The 19,239-nt window shown below is 54.6% G+C and carries 21 protein-coding genes and 4 tRNA genes; 8 read left to right on the forward strand and 17 right to left on the reverse strand.

Translation table 11 applies throughout. From position 1 onward, the window contains the following. Nucleotide 1: 1 nt before the first annotated feature. Nucleotides 2-187, forward strand: a complete 186-nt coding sequence (locus tag CWE23_RS00425) for a YnbE family lipoprotein (protein WP_053953607.1) — start codon at nt 2-4, stop codon at nt 185-187. Between the two features lie 18 nt (nt 188-205). Next, nucleotides 206-571 carry a YdbL family probable chaperone protein gene (locus CWE23_RS00430; RefSeq protein ID WP_126819105.1) on the forward strand — a complete coding sequence of 122 codons (366 nt, stop codon included), beginning with the start codon at nt 206-208 and terminating at the stop codon, nt 569-571. 366 nt (nt 572-937) lie between these two features. Here the strand turns inward: CWE23_RS00430 and CWE23_RS00440 are convergent, their stop codons facing one another. The 11 genes from CWE23_RS00440 to CWE23_RS00490 form a co-directional block, all read right to left on the reverse strand. Beyond that, nucleotides 938-1,156: an addiction module protein gene (locus CWE23_RS00440; RefSeq protein WP_058579207.1), complete on the reverse strand. Its 219-nt coding sequence runs from the start codon at nt 1,154-1,156 to the stop codon at nt 938-940. Between the two features lie 68 nt (nt 1,157-1,224). Further along, a tRNA-Leu gene (locus tag CWE23_RS00445) sits at nt 1,225-1,311 on the reverse strand. 24 nt (nt 1,312-1,335) lie between these two features. Further along, nucleotides 1,336-1,409, reverse strand: a tRNA-Cys gene (locus CWE23_RS00450). A gap of 6 nt (nt 1,410-1,415) precedes the next feature. Further along, nucleotides 1,416-1,491, reverse strand: a tRNA-Gly gene (locus CWE23_RS00455). 96 nt (nt 1,492-1,587) lie between these two features. Continuing rightward, entirely contained in the window at nt 1,588-2,136 is a 549-nt protein-coding gene (gene pgsA, locus CWE23_RS00460; protein ID WP_105306312.1) for a CDP-diacylglycerol--glycerol-3-phosphate 3-phosphatidyltransferase, read from the reverse strand. Nucleotides 2,137-2,162: 26 nt separating this feature from the next. Further along, nucleotides 2,163-3,986, reverse strand: a complete 1,824-nt coding sequence (uvrC, locus tag CWE23_RS00465) for an excinuclease ABC subunit UvrC (RefSeq protein WP_126819107.1) — start codon at nt 3,984-3,986, stop codon at nt 2,163-2,165. Further along, nucleotides 3,970-4,632 carry a LuxR C-terminal-related transcriptional regulator gene (locus CWE23_RS00470; protein ID WP_105306310.1) on the reverse strand — a complete coding sequence of 221 codons (663 nt, stop codon included), beginning with the start codon at nt 4,630-4,632 and terminating at the stop codon, nt 3,970-3,972. The genes uvrC and CWE23_RS00470 overlap by 17 nt, the downstream gene beginning before the upstream one ends. Nucleotides 4,633-4,810: 178 nt before the next feature. Further along, the gene (locus CWE23_RS00475; RefSeq protein WP_126819108.1) at nt 4,811-5,401 is read right to left on the reverse strand and encodes a DNA-3-methyladenine glycosylase family protein; all 591 of its coding nucleotides are present in this window, start codon (nt 5,399-5,401) and stop codon (nt 4,811-4,813) included. Nucleotides 5,402-5,405: 4 nt separating this feature from the next. Then, nucleotides 5,406-6,200, reverse strand: coding sequence for a thioesterase family protein (locus tag CWE23_RS00480; protein WP_126819109.1), 795 nt, complete (start codon nt 6,198-6,200; stop codon nt 5,406-5,408). 29 nt (nt 6,201-6,229) lie between these two features. Next, nucleotides 6,230-7,195, reverse strand: coding sequence for a DUF3667 domain-containing protein (locus CWE23_RS00485; RefSeq protein WP_157982893.1), 966 nt, complete (start codon nt 7,193-7,195; stop codon nt 6,230-6,232). Between the two features lie 138 nt (nt 7,196-7,333). Next, nucleotides 7,334-7,425: transfer RNA gene (locus CWE23_RS00490), tRNA-Ser, on the reverse strand. A 298-nt stretch (nt 7,426-7,723) separates the two neighbouring features. Between CWE23_RS00490 and CWE23_RS00495 the strand changes: the two genes are divergently transcribed. From CWE23_RS00495 to CWE23_RS00520, 6 genes are all read left to right on the forward strand, one after another. Further along, nucleotides 7,724-8,395, forward strand: coding sequence for a Bax inhibitor-1/YccA family protein (locus CWE23_RS00495; RefSeq protein ID WP_105306306.1), 672 nt, complete (start codon nt 7,724-7,726; stop codon nt 8,393-8,395). Between the two features lie 87 nt (nt 8,396-8,482). After that, nucleotides 8,483-8,827: a DsrE family protein gene (locus tag CWE23_RS00500; RefSeq protein WP_126819111.1), complete on the forward strand. Its 345-nt coding sequence runs from the start codon at nt 8,483-8,485 to the stop codon at nt 8,825-8,827. 50 nt (nt 8,828-8,877) lie between these two features. Then, on the forward strand, nt 8,878-9,186 hold the full coding sequence (locus tag CWE23_RS00505; protein WP_241970500.1) for a hypothetical protein: 309 nt from the start codon (nt 8,878-8,880) through the stop codon (nt 9,184-9,186). After that, nucleotides 9,183-9,440, forward strand: coding sequence for a hypothetical protein (locus CWE23_RS00510; RefSeq protein WP_126819112.1), 258 nt, complete (start codon nt 9,183-9,185; stop codon nt 9,438-9,440). Before CWE23_RS00505 ends, CWE23_RS00510 begins: the two co-directional genes overlap by 4 nt. A gap of 20 nt (nt 9,441-9,460) precedes the next feature. Further along, nucleotides 9,461-9,790, forward strand: a complete 330-nt coding sequence (locus CWE23_RS00515) for a TusE/DsrC/DsvC family sulfur relay protein (protein WP_105306302.1) — start codon at nt 9,461-9,463, stop codon at nt 9,788-9,790. 80 nt (nt 9,791-9,870) lie between these two features. Continuing rightward, nucleotides 9,871-12,567 (forward strand): cation-transporting P-type ATPase, encoded by a 2,697-nt coding sequence (locus CWE23_RS00520; protein WP_126819113.1) that lies wholly within the window; start codon nt 9,871-9,873, stop codon nt 12,565-12,567. Here CWE23_RS00520 and serS read toward each other — a convergent pair. The 6 genes from serS to lrp form a co-directional block, all read right to left on the reverse strand. After that, on the reverse strand, nt 12,564-13,856 hold the full coding sequence (serS, locus tag CWE23_RS00525) for a serine--tRNA ligase (protein WP_105306300.1): 1,293 nt from the start codon (nt 13,854-13,856) through the stop codon (nt 12,564-12,566). The genes CWE23_RS00520 and serS overlap by 4 nt on opposite strands. A gap of 7 nt (nt 13,857-13,863) precedes the next feature. Next, entirely contained in the window at nt 13,864-14,250 is a 387-nt protein-coding gene (crcB, locus tag CWE23_RS00530; protein WP_105307709.1) for a fluoride efflux transporter CrcB, read from the reverse strand. Continuing rightward, nucleotides 14,246-15,601 (reverse strand): replication-associated recombination protein A, encoded by a 1,356-nt coding sequence (locus CWE23_RS00535; protein ID WP_126819114.1) that lies wholly within the window; start codon nt 15,599-15,601, stop codon nt 14,246-14,248. Before CWE23_RS00535 ends, crcB begins: the two co-directional genes overlap by 5 nt. After that, complete coding sequence (lolA, locus tag CWE23_RS00540; protein WP_105306299.1) at nt 15,588-16,202, reverse strand: outer membrane lipoprotein periplasmic chaperone LolA; 615 nt, start codon at nt 16,200-16,202, stop codon at nt 15,588-15,590. The genes CWE23_RS00535 and lolA overlap by 14 nt, the downstream gene beginning before the upstream one ends. Nucleotides 16,203-16,221: 19 nt before the next feature. After that, complete coding sequence (locus tag CWE23_RS00545; protein ID WP_105306298.1) at nt 16,222-18,645, reverse strand: DNA translocase FtsK; 2,424 nt, start codon at nt 18,643-18,645, stop codon at nt 16,222-16,224. 75 nt (nt 18,646-18,720) lie between these two features. Next, the gene (gene lrp, locus CWE23_RS00550) at nt 18,721-19,212 is read right to left on the reverse strand and encodes a leucine-responsive transcriptional regulator Lrp (protein WP_105306297.1); all 492 of its coding nucleotides are present in this window, start codon (nt 19,210-19,212) and stop codon (nt 18,721-18,723) included. Nucleotides 19,213-19,239 lie beyond the last annotated feature (27 nt).

A 19,239-nucleotide genomic window follows, 5' to 3' on the forward strand; every position in this document is an offset into this window, starting at 1 on the left:
TATGAAACAATTGCTTGTCATTACACTATCGGTGCTGCTCATGTCCGCCTGCACCCCAACCGTTCAGGTGGCGGCTCCGAAAGAGCCAATAACCATTAATTTGAACGTGAAAATTGAGCATGAAATTTACGTCAAAGTCGACAAAGCACTCGACGACGTTATTTCAGAGTCGAGCGGTTTATTTTAATTTTCAAAGGATTGTGACATGAAAAAACTAACAATTAGTGCGTTCGTCGCCCTACTTTCCATTTCAAGCATGAGCGTGCCAACAGCAAGTTACGCACAGGAAATAACCTTACAAGAAGCCATGGATCAACTGTCATCAGCCAAAGATAAAGGCTGGGTTGGCGAGCAACCTAATGGTTATTTAGGCGTTGTTGAGGATTCTGAGCAGGCAAAGCAAATAGCAGAACAAATAAATGAAGCCAGACGTCAGGAATATGCCCGCATAGCAGAAGAAAACGACATTGCCGTTGCTGATGTTGAGCTACTTGCTGGTAAACGCGCCATTGAACGCACACAGTCAGGGCATTATGTGAAGGTTGATGGTCAGTGGAAGAAGAAGCCTTAACAACGGTAGAACCTATAAAGTATAAGGAGTGCGTTGAAGAGGCGAGGAATTTTTTCCTCGCTTTTTTACCTATTGAGCCCTACTATGCCAATACCCCGGCTTCCGCCTGTTATTAATAACCGCTATAACAAAGATGGAGTCACCTTTTACACTAAAGATGATGGAAAATGGGAACCAGTTGAGTACATAGCGCTTAAAACGAGAGTAAAAAGTAGGCCAAGCTTCTGGGTATTCAGATATGACTTTATAGGAGGCTTCCAACTCTGAGAAAAAGTCATCCCCTAGCCCTTTTGCATGGCTTTCATACCAATGATACGCGGCACCAACTTCGTGAGCTACATTAGGGTGAAAGGTAAGAGGCTTCAATTACTTGCCTTTTACTTGCTCTTTAATTTCGGACCATGAAACGCCTTTTACTGCCCCGCTATTAAGTTGAGACAGTCGCTCTTCGGCCAGTTCTGCCCAAGCGCCATCGACATTATCATCTTGGGCTGTATCTAAAGAAGAGATCAAACAATGAGCAAGCTTAGCTTTGTCGTTGCCGGACAAATGCTTAGTGCTTTCAAGGATGTCTTTGATGTCCATAATGAAACGCCTTGTACCAATTAGATACAAAAGAGTTTAGCATCAAATTTATTTATTTTATACGGAATTGGTGCCCGGGGCCGGACTTGAACCGGCACGCTGTTACCAGCGAGGGATTTTAAATCCCTTGTGTCTACCAATTCCACCACCCGGGCACTACAAGAAGTGTTCTCGAATAATGGAGGCGGGTCCCGGAGTCGAACCGAGATCCACGGATTTGCAATCCGCTGCATAGCCATTCTGCCAACCCGCCGATGTTTGGAGCGGGAAACGAGATTCGAACTCGCGACCCCAACCTTGGCAAGGTTGTGCTCTACCAGCTGAGCTATTCCCGCACCGTCATCTGCCGTGGCATTCTACTGTCTATTCGTTTTCAGTCAACGACTTTTTTCCATTTTTATGACCGTTTGCCTAAATTTGCGGCAAAGCAGTTAATTTCTGGTCAGTTCGCTGCCGGCGGCGCGCAAATATTCCCACATTGACCACAATGTCAGTACAAACGAGAGGATAAATAATACCAGCGCCAGTACGAACACATAGACGTTAGCGTTCCACAGCAGCCCTATCAGAGCGACCATTTGCGCGATGGTTTTTAATTTACCCAGGTTCGACACCGCCACTTTTGAGCGGCTACCGCGCTGGGCCATCCATTCGCGCAAGGCGCTGACGATCAGTTCGCGGCAGATCATGGTTAATGCCGGAATGGTGATGTACCAGGCGTTAAAATCTTCGACAACGACCACCAGCGCGGCCACCACCATGGCTTTATCGGCCACTGGGTCTAAAAATTCGCCGAACTCGGTATATTGGTTAAACTGACGGGCAATAAAGCCGTCCAGCGCGTCGGTTACCGCTGCTAACAAGAAAATGAACGCCGACCAAAACCGAGCTTCGTCGATGGGTAAGTAAAAAACGATCAAAAAGACCGGAATCAAAACGATTCGAAAACTGGTCAGTATGTTCGGGATATTCCACTTCATTATCCGCCATTTCCTTTTAGGCTGTGTTATTCATCACGAAATGAATAATAGATTTTTTCCGCTAGTGCCCGACTGATGCCCGGTACATTTGCTAATTGTTCAATACTAGCGTTTTTTACCTCATGTAATCCACCCAGATTTTGCAGTATTTTCTGCCGGCGCTTAGCGCCGATACCTTCTATCTGCTCAAGGCTGGAGGTGCGTTTTACTTTACCACGTTTTTGCCGGTGTCCGGTTATCGCAAAGCGATGCGATTCGTCGCGGATGTGCTGGATCAAATGCAGCGCGCTGGCGTCTTTGTTCAGCGGGATGGTTTCGTGGCTGCCGGCCATGATTAAGGTTTCCAGCCCCGGTTTCCGCGACTCCCCTTTTGCCACACCGATCAGCATCGGTGCGTCATCGCCCCAGTCGGCAAAGTATTTTTCGGCCTGCGCCAACTGCCCTTTACCGCCGTCGATAAACAGAATATCGGGAATGTTGCCGGCTTCCTTGGCGTTGTCGTAGCGTTTTGCCAGCGCTTTGGCCATGGCGGCATAGTCATCGCCGGGGGTAATGCCGTCGATGTTATAACGCCGGTAGTCGGATTTCTTCGGCCCGTTCTGATCAAACACCACGCAGGATGCGACGGTTTGTTGCCCCATGGTGTGACTGATGTCAAAACATTCCATCCGCTGGATCGGTACGCCCAGTTCCAGTACCTGTTGCAGTGCTGAGGTGCGGCGGTTCATGGTGCTTTGCTGGTTAAGTTTGCTCTCGAGCGCGTTAACGGCGTTTTTGTGCGCCAGTTGCTGGTACTGTTTGCGTTCGCCGCGCACATTCTGCAGCAACCGGATTTTACGGTTCAGTGCCTGCCCCATCACTTCCGCCAGCAGGTCGTCACGTGGCACATCCAGTGGTAGCACGATTTCGGCGGGCACTTTGCGACCGGCGGTATCGGACAGATAAAACTGCAGCAAAAAGGCGCGCAGAACTTCTTCGTCCGGGGTGTCCGCCGGCACTTTGGGGAAGTAACTGCGACTGCCCTGCAGATGATTGTCGCGCACAAACAGCATTTGTACGGTGGTGACGCCGTTGCCCCGGGCCAGACCAATTACGTCCAGCTCCTGCTGGGCGCCGGTCACCGAGTTACGTTCCTGGGTGCGCCTTAACATGGCGATTTGGTCGCGGTAACGGGCGGCTTTTTCAAAGTCGAGTGCGGCGCTGGCGTTTTCCATTTTAGCCACCAGCTCGTCGATCACCTGTTGGTTCTTGCCCTGCAGAAACTGCTTCGCAAAGCCGACCTGTTCGGCGTATTCCTCGTCGGTGCAGACGTTGACGCACGGCGCCAGACAGCGCTGCAGCTGATATTGCAGACAAGGCCGGCTGCGCGCGCGGTAATATGAATCTTCACATTGGCGCACCGGGAAAATTTTCTGCATCAAGCGCAGGCTTTCCCGCACTGCTGCGCCGTTGGGGAACGGCCCAAAATACTCGCCTTTGGTGCGCCGTGCGCCCCGATGGAAGCCCAGCCGCGGATGCTGATGATCGGTCAGAATAATGTACGGATAGGATTTATCGTCGCGCAGCAGCACGTTGTAGCGCGGCCGGTACTTTTTAATGAAGGTGTTTTCCAGGATCAACGCTTCGGCTTCGGTGTTGGTCACCGTTACGTCCATGTCGGCAATTTGCTTAACCAACACCTGAGTTTTTACTCGATCGACTTTTTCCCGGAAATAGCTGGATACGCGTTTTTTCAGATCTTTCGCTTTACCAACGTAAATCACGTCACCCGCTTCATCGTACATGCGGTAGACACCCGGCTGATGAGTCAGGTGACGAAGAAAGTTTTCAGCATCAAATGTGCGTGCCATAGTCCCTTTGTTGTTTGAGCTCGACTAAGCCATTGCGAATGGCAAGATGGGTCAATTGTACATCACCTTGCACGCCGAGTTTAGCGAAGATTCGATAACGAAAGGTATTGATGGTTTTGCTGCTGATGTTCAGGTGGTTGGCAATGTCGGTGACTTTGACGCCACGGCTGATCATTTGTGCCACCTGTAGCTCGCGTTCGCTGAGCCGGTCGATCAGCGGCATCGTCCGTGCCAGGTGTGGATTTTGCGCCAGATAACGCGCCACCGGTGCGGCAACATACACGTTGCCGTGCTTCAGCGACAGCACCGCCTCTTTCAGTTCATGACCGCTGCTTGATTCGAGCAGATAGCCGTCGACGTGTGGCAGGCTGCACTGAAAATCCAGTACGTCCTGATAGCTTTTGCCCCACACAATCAGCCGCAGCTCGGGGTAGCGCTTGACCAGCCGCCGCCAGGTTTCGACCGTCGAGTCGCCGCCCAGTTTACTGCACAGGACAACAATCGCGTCGTCATGCTGATTACAGGCATGGCGCAGTTCAAGCATTGATGTAACGGATTCGATAGTGTGCCCCAGGCCGTCTTCCAGAAAGTTAGCCATACCTGCACTTACAAAAGGATTTGATACCGCCAGAATAATATGGTCCATAGTCACGTCCTCATGTTCTGATTAACTGTTGATTCCATTCTTAAGTGATGACCGCGACCACGTTTACCCTGCGACATCGGCAATAACCATTTAACTAAATATCGTATTAGACAAGTGGCAATAAGTTGCGCTTCGGCAATTAGGTTCAGGCGGCCGACAACTGGGGTTCAGGCTGATTCTACAACCGCGCCTGGTCGAGAAATTCCCACAAATAGCAGGCCAAATAACTGCGGTACGGCGCCGCCCGCTCGGGGATAACGAGGATGTCCCGATCTTTCAGTAAGCCGATGGCTTTTCGCAACGAGCTGTCCTGAATGGGGAATAAATCGTGGTGGGCGAAGTGAAACATCGCCAGAATCGACGCCGACCAGGGGCCGACGCCTTTGATCGTGGTCACTTCGTTAAGCAGCGCGCTGGTCGGCAGGTTTTGCCAGTTGTCCATCTGCTGCGGGTATTGCTGGTAATAAGCTTCGATAGCGCCGATGGTGGTGGCTTTACTGCGGCTCATGCCGCACTCCAGCAACATTTCATACGGCAATTGTGCCAACCGGCAACCGAGCTCGTTGGCGCGGTCCTCGGCGCGTTTTATCAGCGTGCGTGACACCACCAGCGACAACATCTGGCGGATAACGATACGCGGCAGCGCCTCAACCGGGTGCGAACCGGATGGCGTCAATACCGGTTGCAGCGGTACTTCCAGCATCAACAGTTCGATACCGGCCTGGGTATCAATCAGATGTTGGCGGATCTGCTCGGCGCTGGCGTTCATGGGCTTAAGCAAACACCGTAAAGGACTGTCGACTGATTGCCAGCAGTTCGCCGTCTTCCCGCCAGAGACCGGCGCGACTGTGGCCGTAACCGTCGGCGGCGTGCTCGATAAAGGCTTCATACTGATACCAGTCGTGGGTGTTAAACGAGCTTAGATCTTTATCCGGGAACTCGATGGTCCAGGTCAGTGACGACGCCGGTGCCGGTTGTTTCAGGTGCGGCAATACGGCCGGTGGCCAGGCATCGACCAGCGCAATAATCGCGGCGGTAGTCAGCGTTTCCTGTTCGTGCCGGAAGCGGATCCAGCCGCCGAAGGTACGTCCCGGCTGACCGCTGAACGGCATGCCGCCGGAGGTGATGCGATAGTCATAGTTTTTCGCAAACTCCGGTACGATCTCGGCATCCGGCAGACCCGGACCGTCGTTAACGGTTTTAAGATCCGGTGCGCGCTCGCCGTCGACCTGAACTTGTGAAGCGCGGGCTTTGCCCAGACTGGCCAGTGCTGACAACATCACGTCACCCTGCTGTTTGAGCTCAACGGCAACCTGAATCACCGACGAACCCTGTCGCAGTATGCGGTAACTGAGGGTTGCACTGCCCGGTGCCGCCGGTGCCACAAAGGAGATGCTCATGCTGCGCAGATGGTATTCAGCCGCAAACTGACGCAACAAAAACTGTGCGGCCAGCGCGGCACTAAAACCGCCGAAGAACGCTCTTCCCTGCGCCCAGCCTTGCGGTAACTCAATGTCCTGATGGTTTTGGTTGGCCTTAATTAAAGCCAGGGTTTGATGAAACTGCATCTGACGTCCCTATAAAACAAGCGTTTGAATTAGCTGTTGAGAATACCAATGATCACCATAATTACAAAGGATACGGCCAACAATATCAGATAGACAACACCGGACAGCATGAACTTAAACACCGTCATGCCCCAGCCCTGCTGATAGAAGTGCTTTTGTGTCAGCAAAATATAGAGCACCAGCCACAGCAGCAGGCCGTTGGTTATCCAGTCGCCAAGCTCGCCCAGCCAGCTCCAGATTTCCATGCTCAGCAGCGGTGTGGTGAGGCTGCTGACGATGGTCACCAGCATCAGCATCAACAGGATAAAGGCGTGGGTGTGCAACGCGACGGTCAGGTGTTCGAGGTAATAACGGTGACCGAACAGATAGATAAATTTTAACACCAGCGCCCAAAACGGCAGCATCAGCAGCATCATCTGCGGCGTCATCGACACCAGTTTTTGAGACAACTGCGCCGGGTTTTCGAGTAAATACTGCATTTTGGCTTCGAGTTCGGCTTTTTCGGCTTCGTCCATCCACGGCACCGTCATATCGCCGAGACTGACCGTCGGCGGCTTCACTTCGCCGTTTTCGTCAATCAGAGGTTTGATCGGGTTGGGCAGGTTTTGGTCGAGATCGTCCTGTACTTGCGCCAGCACTTCTTTGTCCTGCGGCTGCGCGCCCCGGAATTCAAAGTCGATCAGTGAGGTGAGCACCATGAAGGAGATCAGTGAGATAAAAAAATACAGTCGCAGTGGCGGTACGTAAGACGCATGCCGGCCGCGCACAAATTCCAGCGATAAAAAGGCGGGTTTAAACAGTAACCCGGTCAGCGTGCGGTAAAAGCGGGAATCCCAGTGCCCTATTTCTCCAAACAGGTCGCCAACCACGGCGAAGATACTACGGATATATTGTTTGTCTTGTTGCCCGCAGCGGTGACAATACTCGCCCTGCAACTCGGTATCGCAGTTTTTGCATAGATGTTGGTTGGTCAGCAACGGGGTTTCGGTGCTCATGATAAATTCCATTTTTTTAATGGAATATACCAGCAAACTGAGATTTGTCGAACCCTTGGGGTTTTCATTGAGCTGCCATTTTGCGACAACTGAAAACAAAAAGGCCCGCTCGATGAGCGGGCCTTTTTGTTTTGAATTTGGCGGAGAGGGAGGGATTCGAACCCCCGGTGGGTATGAACCCACGCCTGATTTCAAGTCAGGTGCATTCAACCGGACTCTGCCACCTCTCCGAATTGTCTTGCTGTTGGGGCTTGCCCCTCAAGACGAAGCGAATATTAAAGGGCTGAGATTCGCTTGTAAAGTAAAAATTGAAACAAAATTGCAGTTTTTGGTTCGTTTGGCGATGAAATAAACAAACCGATCGATATTCCACCAGAATACGTATTACCGGTTAGCAAAAAGCCTTGATTTAACTACCCAACGCCCCTATTAGTGCGGTAGTATCAGTTACAGTAAATTCATTTACTCATAAGAAACTTTTTAACGGATAAAAAGTCTTATAAGCAGTCGTTAAACACGGAGACAACTATGAACGATCGCAGTCAGATGTATGTCGGTCAAGAGACGTCGACACTGGCCGTCAACAAGGTACTACGTAACACTTACTCATTGCTGGCAATGACACTGGCGTTCAGTGCCGTTACAGCAACCATCAGCACGATGATGAATTTGCCTTATCCAGGCTTCTTTATCACCATCATTGCTTACTTTGGTTTGTTGTTTGGTATTCACAAAACCAAAGACAGTGGTATGGGTATCGTACTGACCTTCGCGTTGACAGGCTTCCTGGGTTACACCTTAGGTCCGTTGCTGAACATGGCGCTGTCCATGCCCGGCGGCGGTGAGATGGTGGCGACCGCGTTGGGCGGTACCGCGCTGACCTTCTTTGCGACTTCAGCGTATGTGCTGACCACGAAGAAGGATATGTCGAAGTTAGGCGGATTGATTACTGCCGGTATCATCATGGTATTTGTCGCGATGATCGCTAACTTCTTCTTCCAGATGCCTGCGCTGCAGTTGGCGTTGTCGGCGTTAATGATTCCATTAATGGCGATGCTGATCATGTGGCAAACCAGCGACATCATTCACGGTGGTGAGCGTAACTACATCATGGCTACGGTAACCTTGTATGTTTCGCTTTATAACCTGTTTGTAAACTTGCTAACATTACTGATGGCGTTTGGTGGCGGCGACGATTAATCGTCGGTTAAACCGAAGTATCGAACGCCCCGCACTGCGGGGCGTTTTTGTTTCTGCGCAGATTTTTCGTTTTAACGGGACGATACCGTGACAACACTTTGTATTATGTTGCAGCACAGCATTGCACAACCGCAGTTTAGCCGTCGGGCGCTGCGTTTTTGCCGGCAGGCTCTACAGCAGGGGCACCGCATTGAGTGCGTGTTTTTTTACCGCCAGGCGGTGGATCATGCCGCCCAATCTGACGATGCCGACACCCGCGCGGTGCAACAGCAATGGCAACAGTTTGCCCGACAGCACGATGTGGCGCTGGTGGCCTGCCATACGGTGGCTGAACGACTGAACATTGGCGAGTTTGCCGAGGGCTTTGAGGATTCGGGGTTAACCGCGTTGGTGCAGGCGATGGCCAACGCCGACCGCACCCTTCAGTTTTAACCCCAGCCGTTTTAACAAACGCACGTTAACAGAGGCGTGAAGCGAATATCATGAGCAAACGAACCGCTATTTTACAAACCCGCGCCGACGGCGACACCGCCACCGAGGCGCTGGACGTTGCGCTGGCACTGGCCAGCCTGGATCAGCCGGTGCAACTGATTTTAACCGCAGCCGCCTGTGCGGCGCTGCAAACCGGTCCGGTCAAACGCTACGGCATGCTTGAGTTGTTGGACGCCGAACCTATCCTGCTGTGTTGCGACGATCCGGCGGTTGCCACCGAACTCGACGTTGAGCATTTGTCTCCGGCGCAGTTGCGTGCGCACTTATCCACTTTTGATGAGGTTTTGCAGTTTTCATGATATTGCACTGGATCCGCCAAACGTCACTGCAGCAGTGGCTGCAACAACAGCCGACCTTGCCCGGCGCTGACGATGCGCTGCTGCTCACCGATGCGGCTTTACAACAACTGCCGGCAACAACACCCACGTCACTGCCGGTGTACGCCCTGGCTGAAGAAACCAGCGCGCTGTCGCTGCCGGACTATGTGCAGCGCATCGATGACGCCCAATGGCTGCGTCTCGTGCTAAACTACCCCCAACAAATCACCTGGTAACCGCGGGAACGTCCGTAACGATGATTGAGTTTAATGGTCAGCAGTACGAAACCGACAAACATAATTACCTTGCCAGCCTCGACGACTGGAGTGAGCCGCTGGCGTTGCACATTGCCGAACTGGAAGGCATCGAAATGAGCGATGCCCACTGGGAAGTGGTCTACTTTGTGCAAAACTTCTATAAAGAGTTTGATACCAGCCCGGCCATGCGGGTGCTGGTTAAGGCGATGAAAAAACAGTTGGGCGAGGATAAGGGCAACAGCCGCTATCTGTACAAGCTGTTCCCGAAAGGTCCGGCTAAGCAGGCAACCCGCATTGCCGGACTGCCAAAACCGGCCAAGTGTATTTGATCACGCTCATTTAATTCGCTTTACCCCGGGCCGCGAGATCGCTTAAATTATCGACAAAGGGAATCGTTAATGAGGTCGGTATGGCGGACAAGCGGTCAGTGCACAGCTGGCACAGTGCCTCTACGGAAGCGGTTTGCGCGCAACTGCAAACCGGTGATCAGGGGTTAACCCCACAGCAGGCCCGTCAGCGCCTTGCTGAACACGGCGACAACGAGATCCCCCAAGCGGCCCGGCGCAGTGCGCTCGGCCGCTTTTTACTGCAATTTCATAACGTGCTGATTTATGTGCTGATGGGCTGCGCGCTGATTACCGCGGCGCTTGCGCACTGGATCGATACCGTTGTTATTCTCGCCGTTGTCATCGCCAACGCCGTCATCGGCTTTTTTCAGGAAGGCAAAGCCGAACAAGCACTGGACGCCATCCGCCATATGCTGGCACCACAGGCGACGGTGATCCGTGGCGGTCAGCGGCAACGCATTGACGGCGCGCATCTGGTGCCGGGCGATCTGGTGCTGCTGGAAGCCGGTGACAAAGTGCCGGCCGATCTGCGACTGCTGAGCGCGCATAACTTAAGGATTCAGGAAGCGGTGTTAACCGGCGAGTCGGTGGCGGTTGAAAAATCCGCCGATGCGGTGGCGGCGGATGCGGCGCTGGGCGACAGAGCCAGTATGGCGTTTTCCGGCACCTTGGTCACCAACGGCCAGGCTCGGGGCGTGGTGGTCGCAACCGGTGTTAACACCGAAATCGGTAAAATCTCCGGCATGATAGCGCAAGTCGAAACGCTCACCACACCGCTGGTGCAGCAAATGGGGGTGTTTTCCAAATGGCTGACGCTGCTGATCCTTAGCGTCGCGGCCGCCCTGCTCGGCTTTGGCTATTACGTGGCGGATTACGGCTTTACCGAGATGTTTATGGTGGTGGTCGGGCTGTCGGTGGCGGCCATTCCCGAGGGGCTGCCGGCGGTATTAACCATTACTCTCGCCATTGGAGTACAGGCGATGGCCCGGCGTAACGCCATTGTCCGCCGCCTGCCGGCCATTGAAACCCTGGGTTCGGTGTCGGTTATCTGTACCGACAAAACCGGCACCCTCACCCGCAACGAAATGATGGTCACTACGGTGGTCACCCGTCACAGCCATTACCGGGTCAGCGGCAACGGTTATCAGCCCGAGGGACAGGTTCACGGCGATAACGCCAGCGCCGACCAGGACGACGATTTGCACACCCTGGGTATTGCCGCGCTGCTGTGCAACGAAGCAGAGCTGCGCCATCAACAGGGTCAGTGGCAGGTTCAGGGCGACCCGATGGAAGGCGCGCTACTGGCGCTGGCCGGTAAGTTAGGCGGCGCCGAGCGCAGCGATTACCCGCGCCTGGATGTGATCCCCTTTGATGCAGAATCGCGCTATATGGCAAGCCTTAACACCGCGGCGGATGCTGACAGCAGTGCTGCACCGATGCTGTACGTCAAAGGCGCACCGGAGCAACTGTTTACGATGGCGGCGCTGGATGCTGAGGCGCTGGATTACTGGCATCGCCAGGCTGAGGACATTGCCGCCCGTGGCCAGCGGGTACTGGCGTTTGCGGTAAAACCGCTACCCGATGCGACATCACCCCTGCAGCCAGGGCAGTTTAACGGCTCCCTGCGCCTGCTGGGGCTGGTCGGGCTGATTGATCCGCCCCGTCAAGAAGCCATTGACGCCATTGCTGAGTGCCGTTCAGCCGGTATTCGGGTAAAAATGATCACCGGTGACCACACCAAAACCGCGGCCGCCATTGGCGCACAAATTGGGCTTAGCAACAGCGACAAGGTGCTGACCGGTGCCGATATTGATGATCTCAGCGACAGCGAACTGCAACAGGCCGCGATTGACTGTGACATCTTTGCCCGCACCAGCCCGCAGCATAAACTGCGGCTGGTGACGGCGTTGCAGGCGCGCGGCATGACGGTGGCGATGACCGGTGATGGCGTTAACGATGCGCCGGCGCTGAAGCGAGCAGACGCCGGCATTGCGATGGGGCTGAGCGGCAGCGAGGCGGCCAAGGAAGCGGCGGATCTGGTGCTGGCCGATGATAATTTTGCCTCCATCGTTCACGCTGTGCGCGAAGGCCGTACCGTTTATGACAACCTGAAAAAGGTCATCAGTTGGACCCTGCCGACCAACGCCGGTGAGGCTCTGACCATTATTGCGGCGTTACTGGCCGGGATGACGTTGCCGGTAACGGCGGTGCAGATCCTCTGGATTAACCTGGTCACGGCGGCCACGCTGGGGATTGCGCTGGCGTTCGAACCGAGTGAAAAACATACCATGGCCCGGCCACCGCGGGCGCGCTATGAACCTCTGCTGGACGGGGCGCTGGTATGGCACATTGTGCTGGTGTCGGTGTTGTTTTTGATCGGTGTCTTTGGCATTTACGATTACGCCGTGCAACGCGGTTATTCGCTGGAGCTGGCCCGTACCATGGCGTTGAATACTCTGGTGGTGATGGAAATTTTCCATCTGTTCTTTATTCGCAATATCTACAGCAGCTCACTGAACTGGCGGGCGCTGAAAGGCACTAAAGTGGTCTGGGGGGTGGTGATTCTGGTGACCCTGGCGCAATTTGCGGTCACTTATTTGCCGCCACTGCAACGCTGGTTTGCCACCGAAGCGGTGCCCTTTACCGACGGTTTGCTGATTGTTGCGGTGGGCATGGCGCTGTTCGCCATCATCGAGCTGGAAAAACAAGCCCGCCTGGCGTTAACCAAACGCGGCGGGCTTAAGCGCACGGCGGATTAAGGAACGAGTTTGTCGATACCGCCCATGTAAGGTTTTAGCGCTTCCGGGATGACCACAGAGCCATCGGCTTGCTGATAGTTCTCCAATACCGCCACCAGTGCACGGCCAACCGCCAGACCGGAGCCGTTCAGTGTGTGCAGCAACTCGGGCTTTTTCTGGCCTTTACGGCGGAAACGGGCCTGCATGCGGCGCGCCTGAAAATCGCCCATGTTCGAACAAGAGCTGATCTCACGGTAGGTGTTCTGCGCCGGTAGCCACACTTCCAGATCGTAGGTTTTGGTGGCGCCAAAGCCCATATCCCCGGTGCACAGCAGCACTTTACGGTACGGCAGTTCAAGTTTCTGCAATACCATTTCGGCGTGGCCGGTCAACTGCTCCAGCGCGTCCATGGAATCTTCCGGTTTGGTCATCCACACCAGCTCGACTTTATCAAACTGGTGCTGACGGATAAGGCCACGGGTGTCACGACCATGGGAACCGGCTTCACTGCGGAAACACGGCGTGTGCGCGGTGAACTTGTACGGCAACGTTTCTTCGTCGACGATTTCGTCGCGCAGCATATTGGTCAATGGCACTTCCGCGGTCGGGATCAGTGACATGGGCACCTGATCCTGTGACTCACCCTCGATGTGGAATAAGTCTTTACCAAATTTTGGCAACTGCCCGGTCCCATACAGTGAATCGTGATTGACCATGTACGGCACATAAGTTTCGCTGTAGCCGTGCTGCTCGGTGTGCAGGTCCAGCATAAACTGGGTCAGCGCACGGTGCAGACGGGCCATACCACCGCGCATCACCACAAAGCGGGCGCCGGTGAGTTTGGCGGCGGTTTCAAAATCAAGGCCGCGCGACAGGCCATCGGCCACGTCAACGTGGTCCTTAACCTCAAAATCAAACGACCGGGGCTTGCCCCAGCGGCTGATTTCTTCGTTCTCGTCCTCATCGGCGCCGACAGGTACGCCGTCAGCCGGTAAGTTCGGTACGCCCATGATGATGTCCTGCAACTGCTGTTGCACGACTTTCAGTTCCTCTTTAGCGGCATCCAGCTGCGAGCCCAGGTCGCTGACCGCGTCCAGTAACGGTTGAATATCCTCGCCGGCCGCTTTGGCTTTACCGATAGCTTTGGAGCGACTGTTACGTTCCGCCTGCAATTGCTCGGTGCGCACCTGAATTTCTTTACGCTGCTGCTCGAGCTTTTGCAAGCTGTCCACATCCAATTCAAAGCCGCGTGTTTTTAGTCGTTCAGCGGTCTGTTCTAATTCTTCGCGGAAGTATTTCGCGTCTAGCATGAGTGTCCTACTTAACTGAGATATTCAACAAACTGTTCATTAACACCACCGCCAGTGCCACAGCGGCGATACACAAAATCATATTCAGGCCGGCGTGCAACAAGGCTTTATTGAGTTCGCCCTGGGTTAACATCGCCACCACCTCCACCGAGAAGGTCGAGAAGGTGGTAAAGGCGCCCAGCACACCAACACCGAGGAATAACCGCCAACTTTCGGCGACGGACTGTTGTTGCGAATAGGCAAATAACAGCCCCAGTAAAAACGAGCCCAATATGTTAACGGTCAACGTCGCAAAAGGGAACCGCGCGGCATAATTCATTAGCGCCAGACTGACACCGTAACGGGCTCCGGCGCCAACGGCACCGCCGGCGGCGACCAGTAACAGCGCACTAATGTGCGTCATCGTCCCGTCCCCGCGCCCATGGGCTGCGTTCGTCCAGTGACTGCAAACGCAGCAGTTTTTCTTTTATTTTGATTTCCAGCCCGCGCTCGTTGGGCTGATAAAAACGGCTGTCCGCCAGTTCATCCGGCAAATACTGTTCACCGGCCACATAGGCATTGGGGTAGTCGTGGGCGTAGCGGTAATCCTGACCGTAGCCCTGATCCTTGTGGACCTGAGTCGGTGCATTGCGCAAATGCTCGGGTACCGGCGCATCGCCGTGTTCTTTGGCAGCCCGCAGCGCCTGCTTAAAGGCATTGTAAACGGCGTTACTTTTCGCGGCACAGGCGCAGTAGATGGTTGCCTGTGCAATCGCCCGCTCGCCCTCTGCCGGCCCCACCCGGTGATAGGTATCCCAGGCGTTCAGCGCCAATTGCATGGCGCGCGGATCGGCATTACCGATGTCTTCGGAGGCGATCGCCAGTAACCGTCGCGCAATAATTAACGGGTCACCGCCGCCGACCAACAACCGTGCATACCAGTACAGCGCACCGTCCGGTGACGAGCCGCGCACCGATTTATGAAACGCCGACAGAATGTCGTAATAATGGTCGCCCTGGTGATCAAAGGCGGTGGCTTTCTCGCCGATGGCATCGGTGACCAGCTCGACACCGACCTCATGTTGATCCAACGGCAGGTAGTCGGCCACCACTTCCAGGTAGTTGAGTAACCGCCGCGCATCGCCGCCGGCTAAATCCAGCAGCCGTGCCTGCGCTTGCGGTTGCAACTGTATCCCGCGCTTGCCAAGGCCGTACTCGCTGTCACTGAGGGCGCGCTGCAGCAGTTGCAGCAAATCGTCGTTACTGAGGCTTTGCAGGCGGTACACACGGGCGCGTGACAACAACGCGTTGTTCAGTTCAAAACCGGGGTTTTCGGTGGTGGCACCGATAAACACCACGGTACCGTCTTCGATGTGCGGTAAAAACGCGTCCTGCTGGCTCTTGTTAAAGCGATGCACTTCGTCAACAAACAACAGCGTACGACGCCCCTGCTGCTGCGCCCGCTGTTTGGCCTCGTCGATGGCCAGGCGAATGTCTTTAACGCCGGAGGTTACCGCACTTAAGCGGCTGACCGAGGCATTGGCGTGGCGGGCGATCAGCTCCGCCAGCGTGGTTTTGCCGGTACCCGGCGGTCCCCACAAAATCATCGAATGCAGATGACCTTGCTCTATCGCGACGCGCAGCGGTTTGCCGGCCGCCAGCAGATGTTGCTGACCGACGTACTGGTCCAGGTTTTGCGCGCGCATACGCGCCGCCAACGGCTGAAAATCGGGTTTGAAATCGAGATCCAGGCTAGCGTTGGTCATCCACATCCACCCCGGCGGGGACGTCAAACGTAAATAAACTCTGTTCGAGAGCGGGATTCACCACAACCTCACTGAGCTGCAGCTCGATCACATCGCCGCCGGGCTGCTGCAGACCGATGCGGCTTAAGGTTTCGTCGTTAAAGCTTAAACGCAGTTCACTGCCCCCCGCGTCGGCGGTGACCAGATACTGGTTTGGCTCAGGTTCCTGCACGCTGTACCCCTGCCACTGCTCGTCACTGCCGGTCAGCAATAACAGCATTGGACTGTTTGCCGCCGCGTCCTGCTGTTGGTACAACGACACCTGCTCAACGAACGGGTTGTAGTACCAAACCGTGTCACCGGAGGCGACCATCAGGGTGTCGTCCGGCGGGTTGGTCTGCCAGCGCATTTTATTGGGTCGCTGGATCGCCAGTTCACCGCTGAGTTGCTGCAATAACTCACCGTTATCGGCGGTTACCTGCTGCTCGAATTTGGCGGTCAGGCTGTTCATCTGCTCCAGTTTTTGCTGCAGTTCCTGCTTGGCGTTGTCTGCGGCGGCTGATACCGGCAGCGCCACCAGCAGGCCGGCTGCAAGCATCCAGGTAGATACGGCTTTATACATCCTTCATCCTTCTTTGGGGTTATCGTACCGGCGGCGGTGCCAGCACATCGCGCTGACCGTTGTTGCCTGCCGTAGATACGACACCACTCATTTCCATTTGTTCGACGATACGTGCCGCACGATTATAACCGATGCGGAATTTACGCTGTACGCTGGACACGGACACCCGCTGCGATTCGGTCACAAAAGCCACCGCCTCGTCGTAGAGCGGGTCTGATTCGCCGTCTTCGTCTTCACTCTGCTCACCCGGCAACAGCGCGTCTTCGCCCTGGTCGCCGGACAAAATTTCGTCCAGATAATTCGGTTTGCCGCGTTTTTTCCAGTCGGCGACGACCGCATGGACTTCGTGGTCGTCGACAAAGGCACCGTGTACCCGCACCGGTGAGCCACTGCCCGGCGGCAGATACAGCATGTCGCCCTGCCCCAGCAGCTGATCCGCGCCCGGCTGATCCAAAATGGTCCGGGAATCGACTTTCGACGACACCTGGAACGCAATCCGCGTCGGGATATTGGCTTTGATCAAACCGGTGATAACGTCCACCGACGGCCGCTGCGTCGCTAAAATCAGGTGGATACCCGCGGCCCGCGCTTTTTGCGCAATGCGGGCAATCAGCTCTTCCACTTTTTTGCCGACGATCATCATCATATCGGCAAATTCGTCGATAACGACGACAATATTCGGCAGTTTATCCAGCTCCGGTGGCAACTCGTCCATCGAGTCGCCCGGTTTCCAGATGGGGTCTCGCAACGGTTTGCCTTCCGCTTTCGCGGCGGCCACTTTGGCGTTATAACCCTTGAGGTTACGCACACCCAGTGCTGACATCAGTTTGTAGCGACGCTCCATTTCACCGACACACCAACGCAGCGCATTGGCGGCGTCTTTCATATCGGTGACCACTTCGGTCAGCAAATGCGGAATGCCTTCATAAACCGACAGTTCGAGCATTTTCGGGTCGATCATGATCAGCCGCACGTCTTCCGGTGTGCTTTTGTACAACAGGCTGAGGATCATCACATTAACCCCGACCGATTTACCGGAGCCGGTGGTACCGGCCACCAGCAGGTGCGGCATTTTGGCCAGATCCACCACCACCGAACCGCCGGCAATGTTTTTACCGAGAATCATGGTCAGCGGTGAAGTGCTGTTCTGGAAGGCATCACAGTTAATGACTTCGCTGAGCTGCACAATCTCGCGGTGTTTATTCGGCAACTCAAGGCCAACGTAGGATTTGCCCGGGATAACTTCGACCACCCGCACCGCGACCGCAGACAGCGTCCGCGCGATGTCTTTGGCGAGGTTAGAAATTTTCGACACTTTCACACCCGGTGCCAGATCCAGTTCAAAACGGGTGATCACCGGTCCCGGCTGTACGTGTGCAACGGTCACATCAACACCAAAGTCTTTCAGTACCGTTTCTACCGTGCGCGACACCTGATCCAGCTCTTCCTGAGTGATCGGGTTTTCTTTCTTGTTCGGTCGGTCGAGCAATTCAATCGACGGCAATGGCGGCAGCGTTTCAGCTTGCTCATTATCGTCGCTTTGCGCGGTGGCTTTTTCGCTGACCGTTAACGCCGTCGACGACGGCTGACTGACCTGCTGCTTGCGCTCAGCCGCCTGCTTGGAGAAGCGCGGTGGTTCGGGTTCGTCTTCTGCTAACGGATTAATGGACGGTAAATCCAGCGTCGGTTCGGCTTTATCGTCGGCGTGCTCGTTTTTACCGAACAGGCCTTCCAAATCGATTTTCGGCTCGTCCGCCCGGCCCTGCTCGTCGCTCTCAATGGCCAACACGCTGTCATCCGGCTCCGCCCGTTGCGACGGCTGCTCGGTTTGTTGTTGCGGCTCGCTGTCGCCGCGCTGAGTCCAGGTGGTGCGGATTTTTTCAACCAGCCACAATACGCCGTTGATGCTCCACTCACCCAGCTTATCCGCTACCTGTAACCAACTGATGCCGGTAACCAGAGTCAGCCCGGTTGCCAGAAAGGTCAGCAACAACAAGGTTGAGCCGACAAAGTTCAGATACGGCAACAGCGATGATGCGATGACATCGCCGAAGATGCCACCGGCTGAGAAGTAATAAATGTCGTCAAAGTTAATCGACGATAGCGCCGACGCGCCAATCAGTGTGAGTAACGCCCCCACCAACCGCAGGCTGACCGCGAGGTAATCCAGCTCCAGCAAACGATGGGTCTGACGGAACAGCAGATAGCCCAGCCCGGCAAAGGCAAACGGAATAAGGTAAGCAACAAAGCCGAAGGTAAACAGCAACACGTCCGCCGTCCACGCGCCAACGGCACCACCGGCGTTATGGATGGCGCCCTCAAAGCCTGTTTGCGACCAACTGGGATCGGCCGGATTAAAGCTTACCAGCGACAAGAAAATAAAAATCGCCAGCGCTCCGCTGATCAGTAACCCTGCTTCAAGTAATCGTTGTACACCTGTCATTGCGCGTATCGTGTGTCCTGTTTTTATCGTTATATCCGGCTAACGCATTGATTGTAGCGAAACTGACGCTGAATGTTAGCCCTTTACTAATACTTTATTTTCTTGTTTGACCTCTTCCATCACCACGTAGGTGCGCGATTCATCCACCCCCGGCATCATCAATAAGGTTTCGCCGAGCAGTTTGCGATAAGCACGCATGTCCGGTACCCGCGCCTTGATCAAAAAGTCAAAATCACCGGCGACTAAGTGGCATTCCAGAATTTCGTCGGTTTTACGGGCCGCTTCGCTGAATTCAGCAAAGGCATCGGCGGAAGTACGGGTTAAGGTGATTTCGACAAACACCATCAGGTTGGCGCCCAGTTTGGCGGGGTTGATTTTGGCGTGATAACTTTCGATAACGCCCTCTCGTTCCAGCTTGCGAACCCGCTCCAGACAAGCGGTTGCGCTCAGGCCTACGCGTTTGGCCAGCGCCACATTGGAGATGCGGCCATCGTCCTGCAAAATTCGTAAGATCTTCCGGTCGATTCTGTCAATAGTGATTTCTGCGGGTTCTTCAGCAATAAACATAATTTTATTCTGCTAATGGCTTTATAT

Origin of the sequence: Idiomarina aquatica, from assembly GCF_003987185.1 — a bacterium.
Lineage (GTDB): Bacteria > Pseudomonadota > Gammaproteobacteria > Enterobacterales > Alteromonadaceae > Idiomarina > Idiomarina aquatica.

Coding starts and splice junctions, on each gene's coding strand:
- CWE23_RS00545 (WP_105306298.1), bottom strand. CDS start 18,645: ATGACAGGTGTACAACGATTACTTGAAGCAGGGTTACTGATCAGCGGA.
- uvrC (WP_126819107.1), bottom strand. CDS start 3,986: ATGGCACGCACATTTGATGCTGAAAACTTTCTTCGTCACCTGACTCAT.
- CWE23_RS00430 (WP_126819105.1), top strand. CDS start 206: ATGAAAAAACTAACAATTAGTGCGTTCGTCGCCCTACTTTCCATTTCA.
- CWE23_RS00485 (WP_157982893.1), bottom strand. CDS start 7,195: ATGAGCACCGAAACCCCGTTGCTGACCAACCAACATCTATGCAAAAAC.
- CWE23_RS00505 (WP_241970500.1), top strand. CDS start 8,878: ATGAGCAAACGAACCGCTATTTTACAAACCCGCGCCGACGGCGACACC.
- lrp (WP_105306297.1), bottom strand. CDS start 19,212: ATGTTTATTGCTGAAGAACCCGCAGAAATCACTATTGACAGAATCGAC.
- CWE23_RS00440 (WP_058579207.1), bottom strand. CDS start 1,156: ATGGACATCAAAGACATCCTTGAAAGCACTAAGCATTTGTCCGGCAAC.
- CWE23_RS00510 (WP_126819112.1), top strand. CDS start 9,183: ATGATATTGCACTGGATCCGCCAAACGTCACTGCAGCAGTGGCTGCAA.
- CWE23_RS00515 (WP_105306302.1), top strand. CDS start 9,461: ATGATTGAGTTTAATGGTCAGCAGTACGAAACCGACAAACATAATTAC.
- CWE23_RS00475 (WP_126819108.1), bottom strand. CDS start 5,401: ATGAACGCCAGCGCCGAGCAGATCCGCCAACATCTGATTGATACCCAG.
- CWE23_RS00495 (WP_105306306.1), top strand. CDS start 7,724: ATGAACGATCGCAGTCAGATGTATGTCGGTCAAGAGACGTCGACACTG.
- CWE23_RS00480 (WP_126819109.1), bottom strand. CDS start 6,200: ATGCAGTTTCATCAAACCCTGGCTTTAATTAAGGCCAACCAAAACCAT.
- CWE23_RS00470 (WP_105306310.1), bottom strand. CDS start 4,632: ATGGACCATATTATTCTGGCGGTATCAAATCCTTTTGTAAGTGCAGGT.
- serS (WP_105306300.1), bottom strand. CDS start 13,856: ATGCTAGACGCGAAATACTTCCGCGAAGAATTAGAACAGACCGCTGAA.
- pgsA (WP_105306312.1), bottom strand. CDS start 2,136: ATGAAGTGGAATATCCCGAACATACTGACCAGTTTTCGAATCGTTTTG.
- CWE23_RS00535 (WP_126819114.1), bottom strand. CDS start 15,601: ATGACCAACGCTAGCCTGGATCTCGATTTCAAACCCGATTTTCAGCCG.
- CWE23_RS00425 (WP_053953607.1), top strand. CDS start 2: ATGAAACAATTGCTTGTCATTACACTATCGGTGCTGCTCATGTCCGCC.
- lolA (WP_105306299.1), bottom strand. CDS start 16,202: ATGTATAAAGCCGTATCTACCTGGATGCTTGCAGCCGGCCTGCTGGTG.
- CWE23_RS00520 (WP_126819113.1), top strand. CDS start 9,871: ATGGCGGACAAGCGGTCAGTGCACAGCTGGCACAGTGCCTCTACGGAA.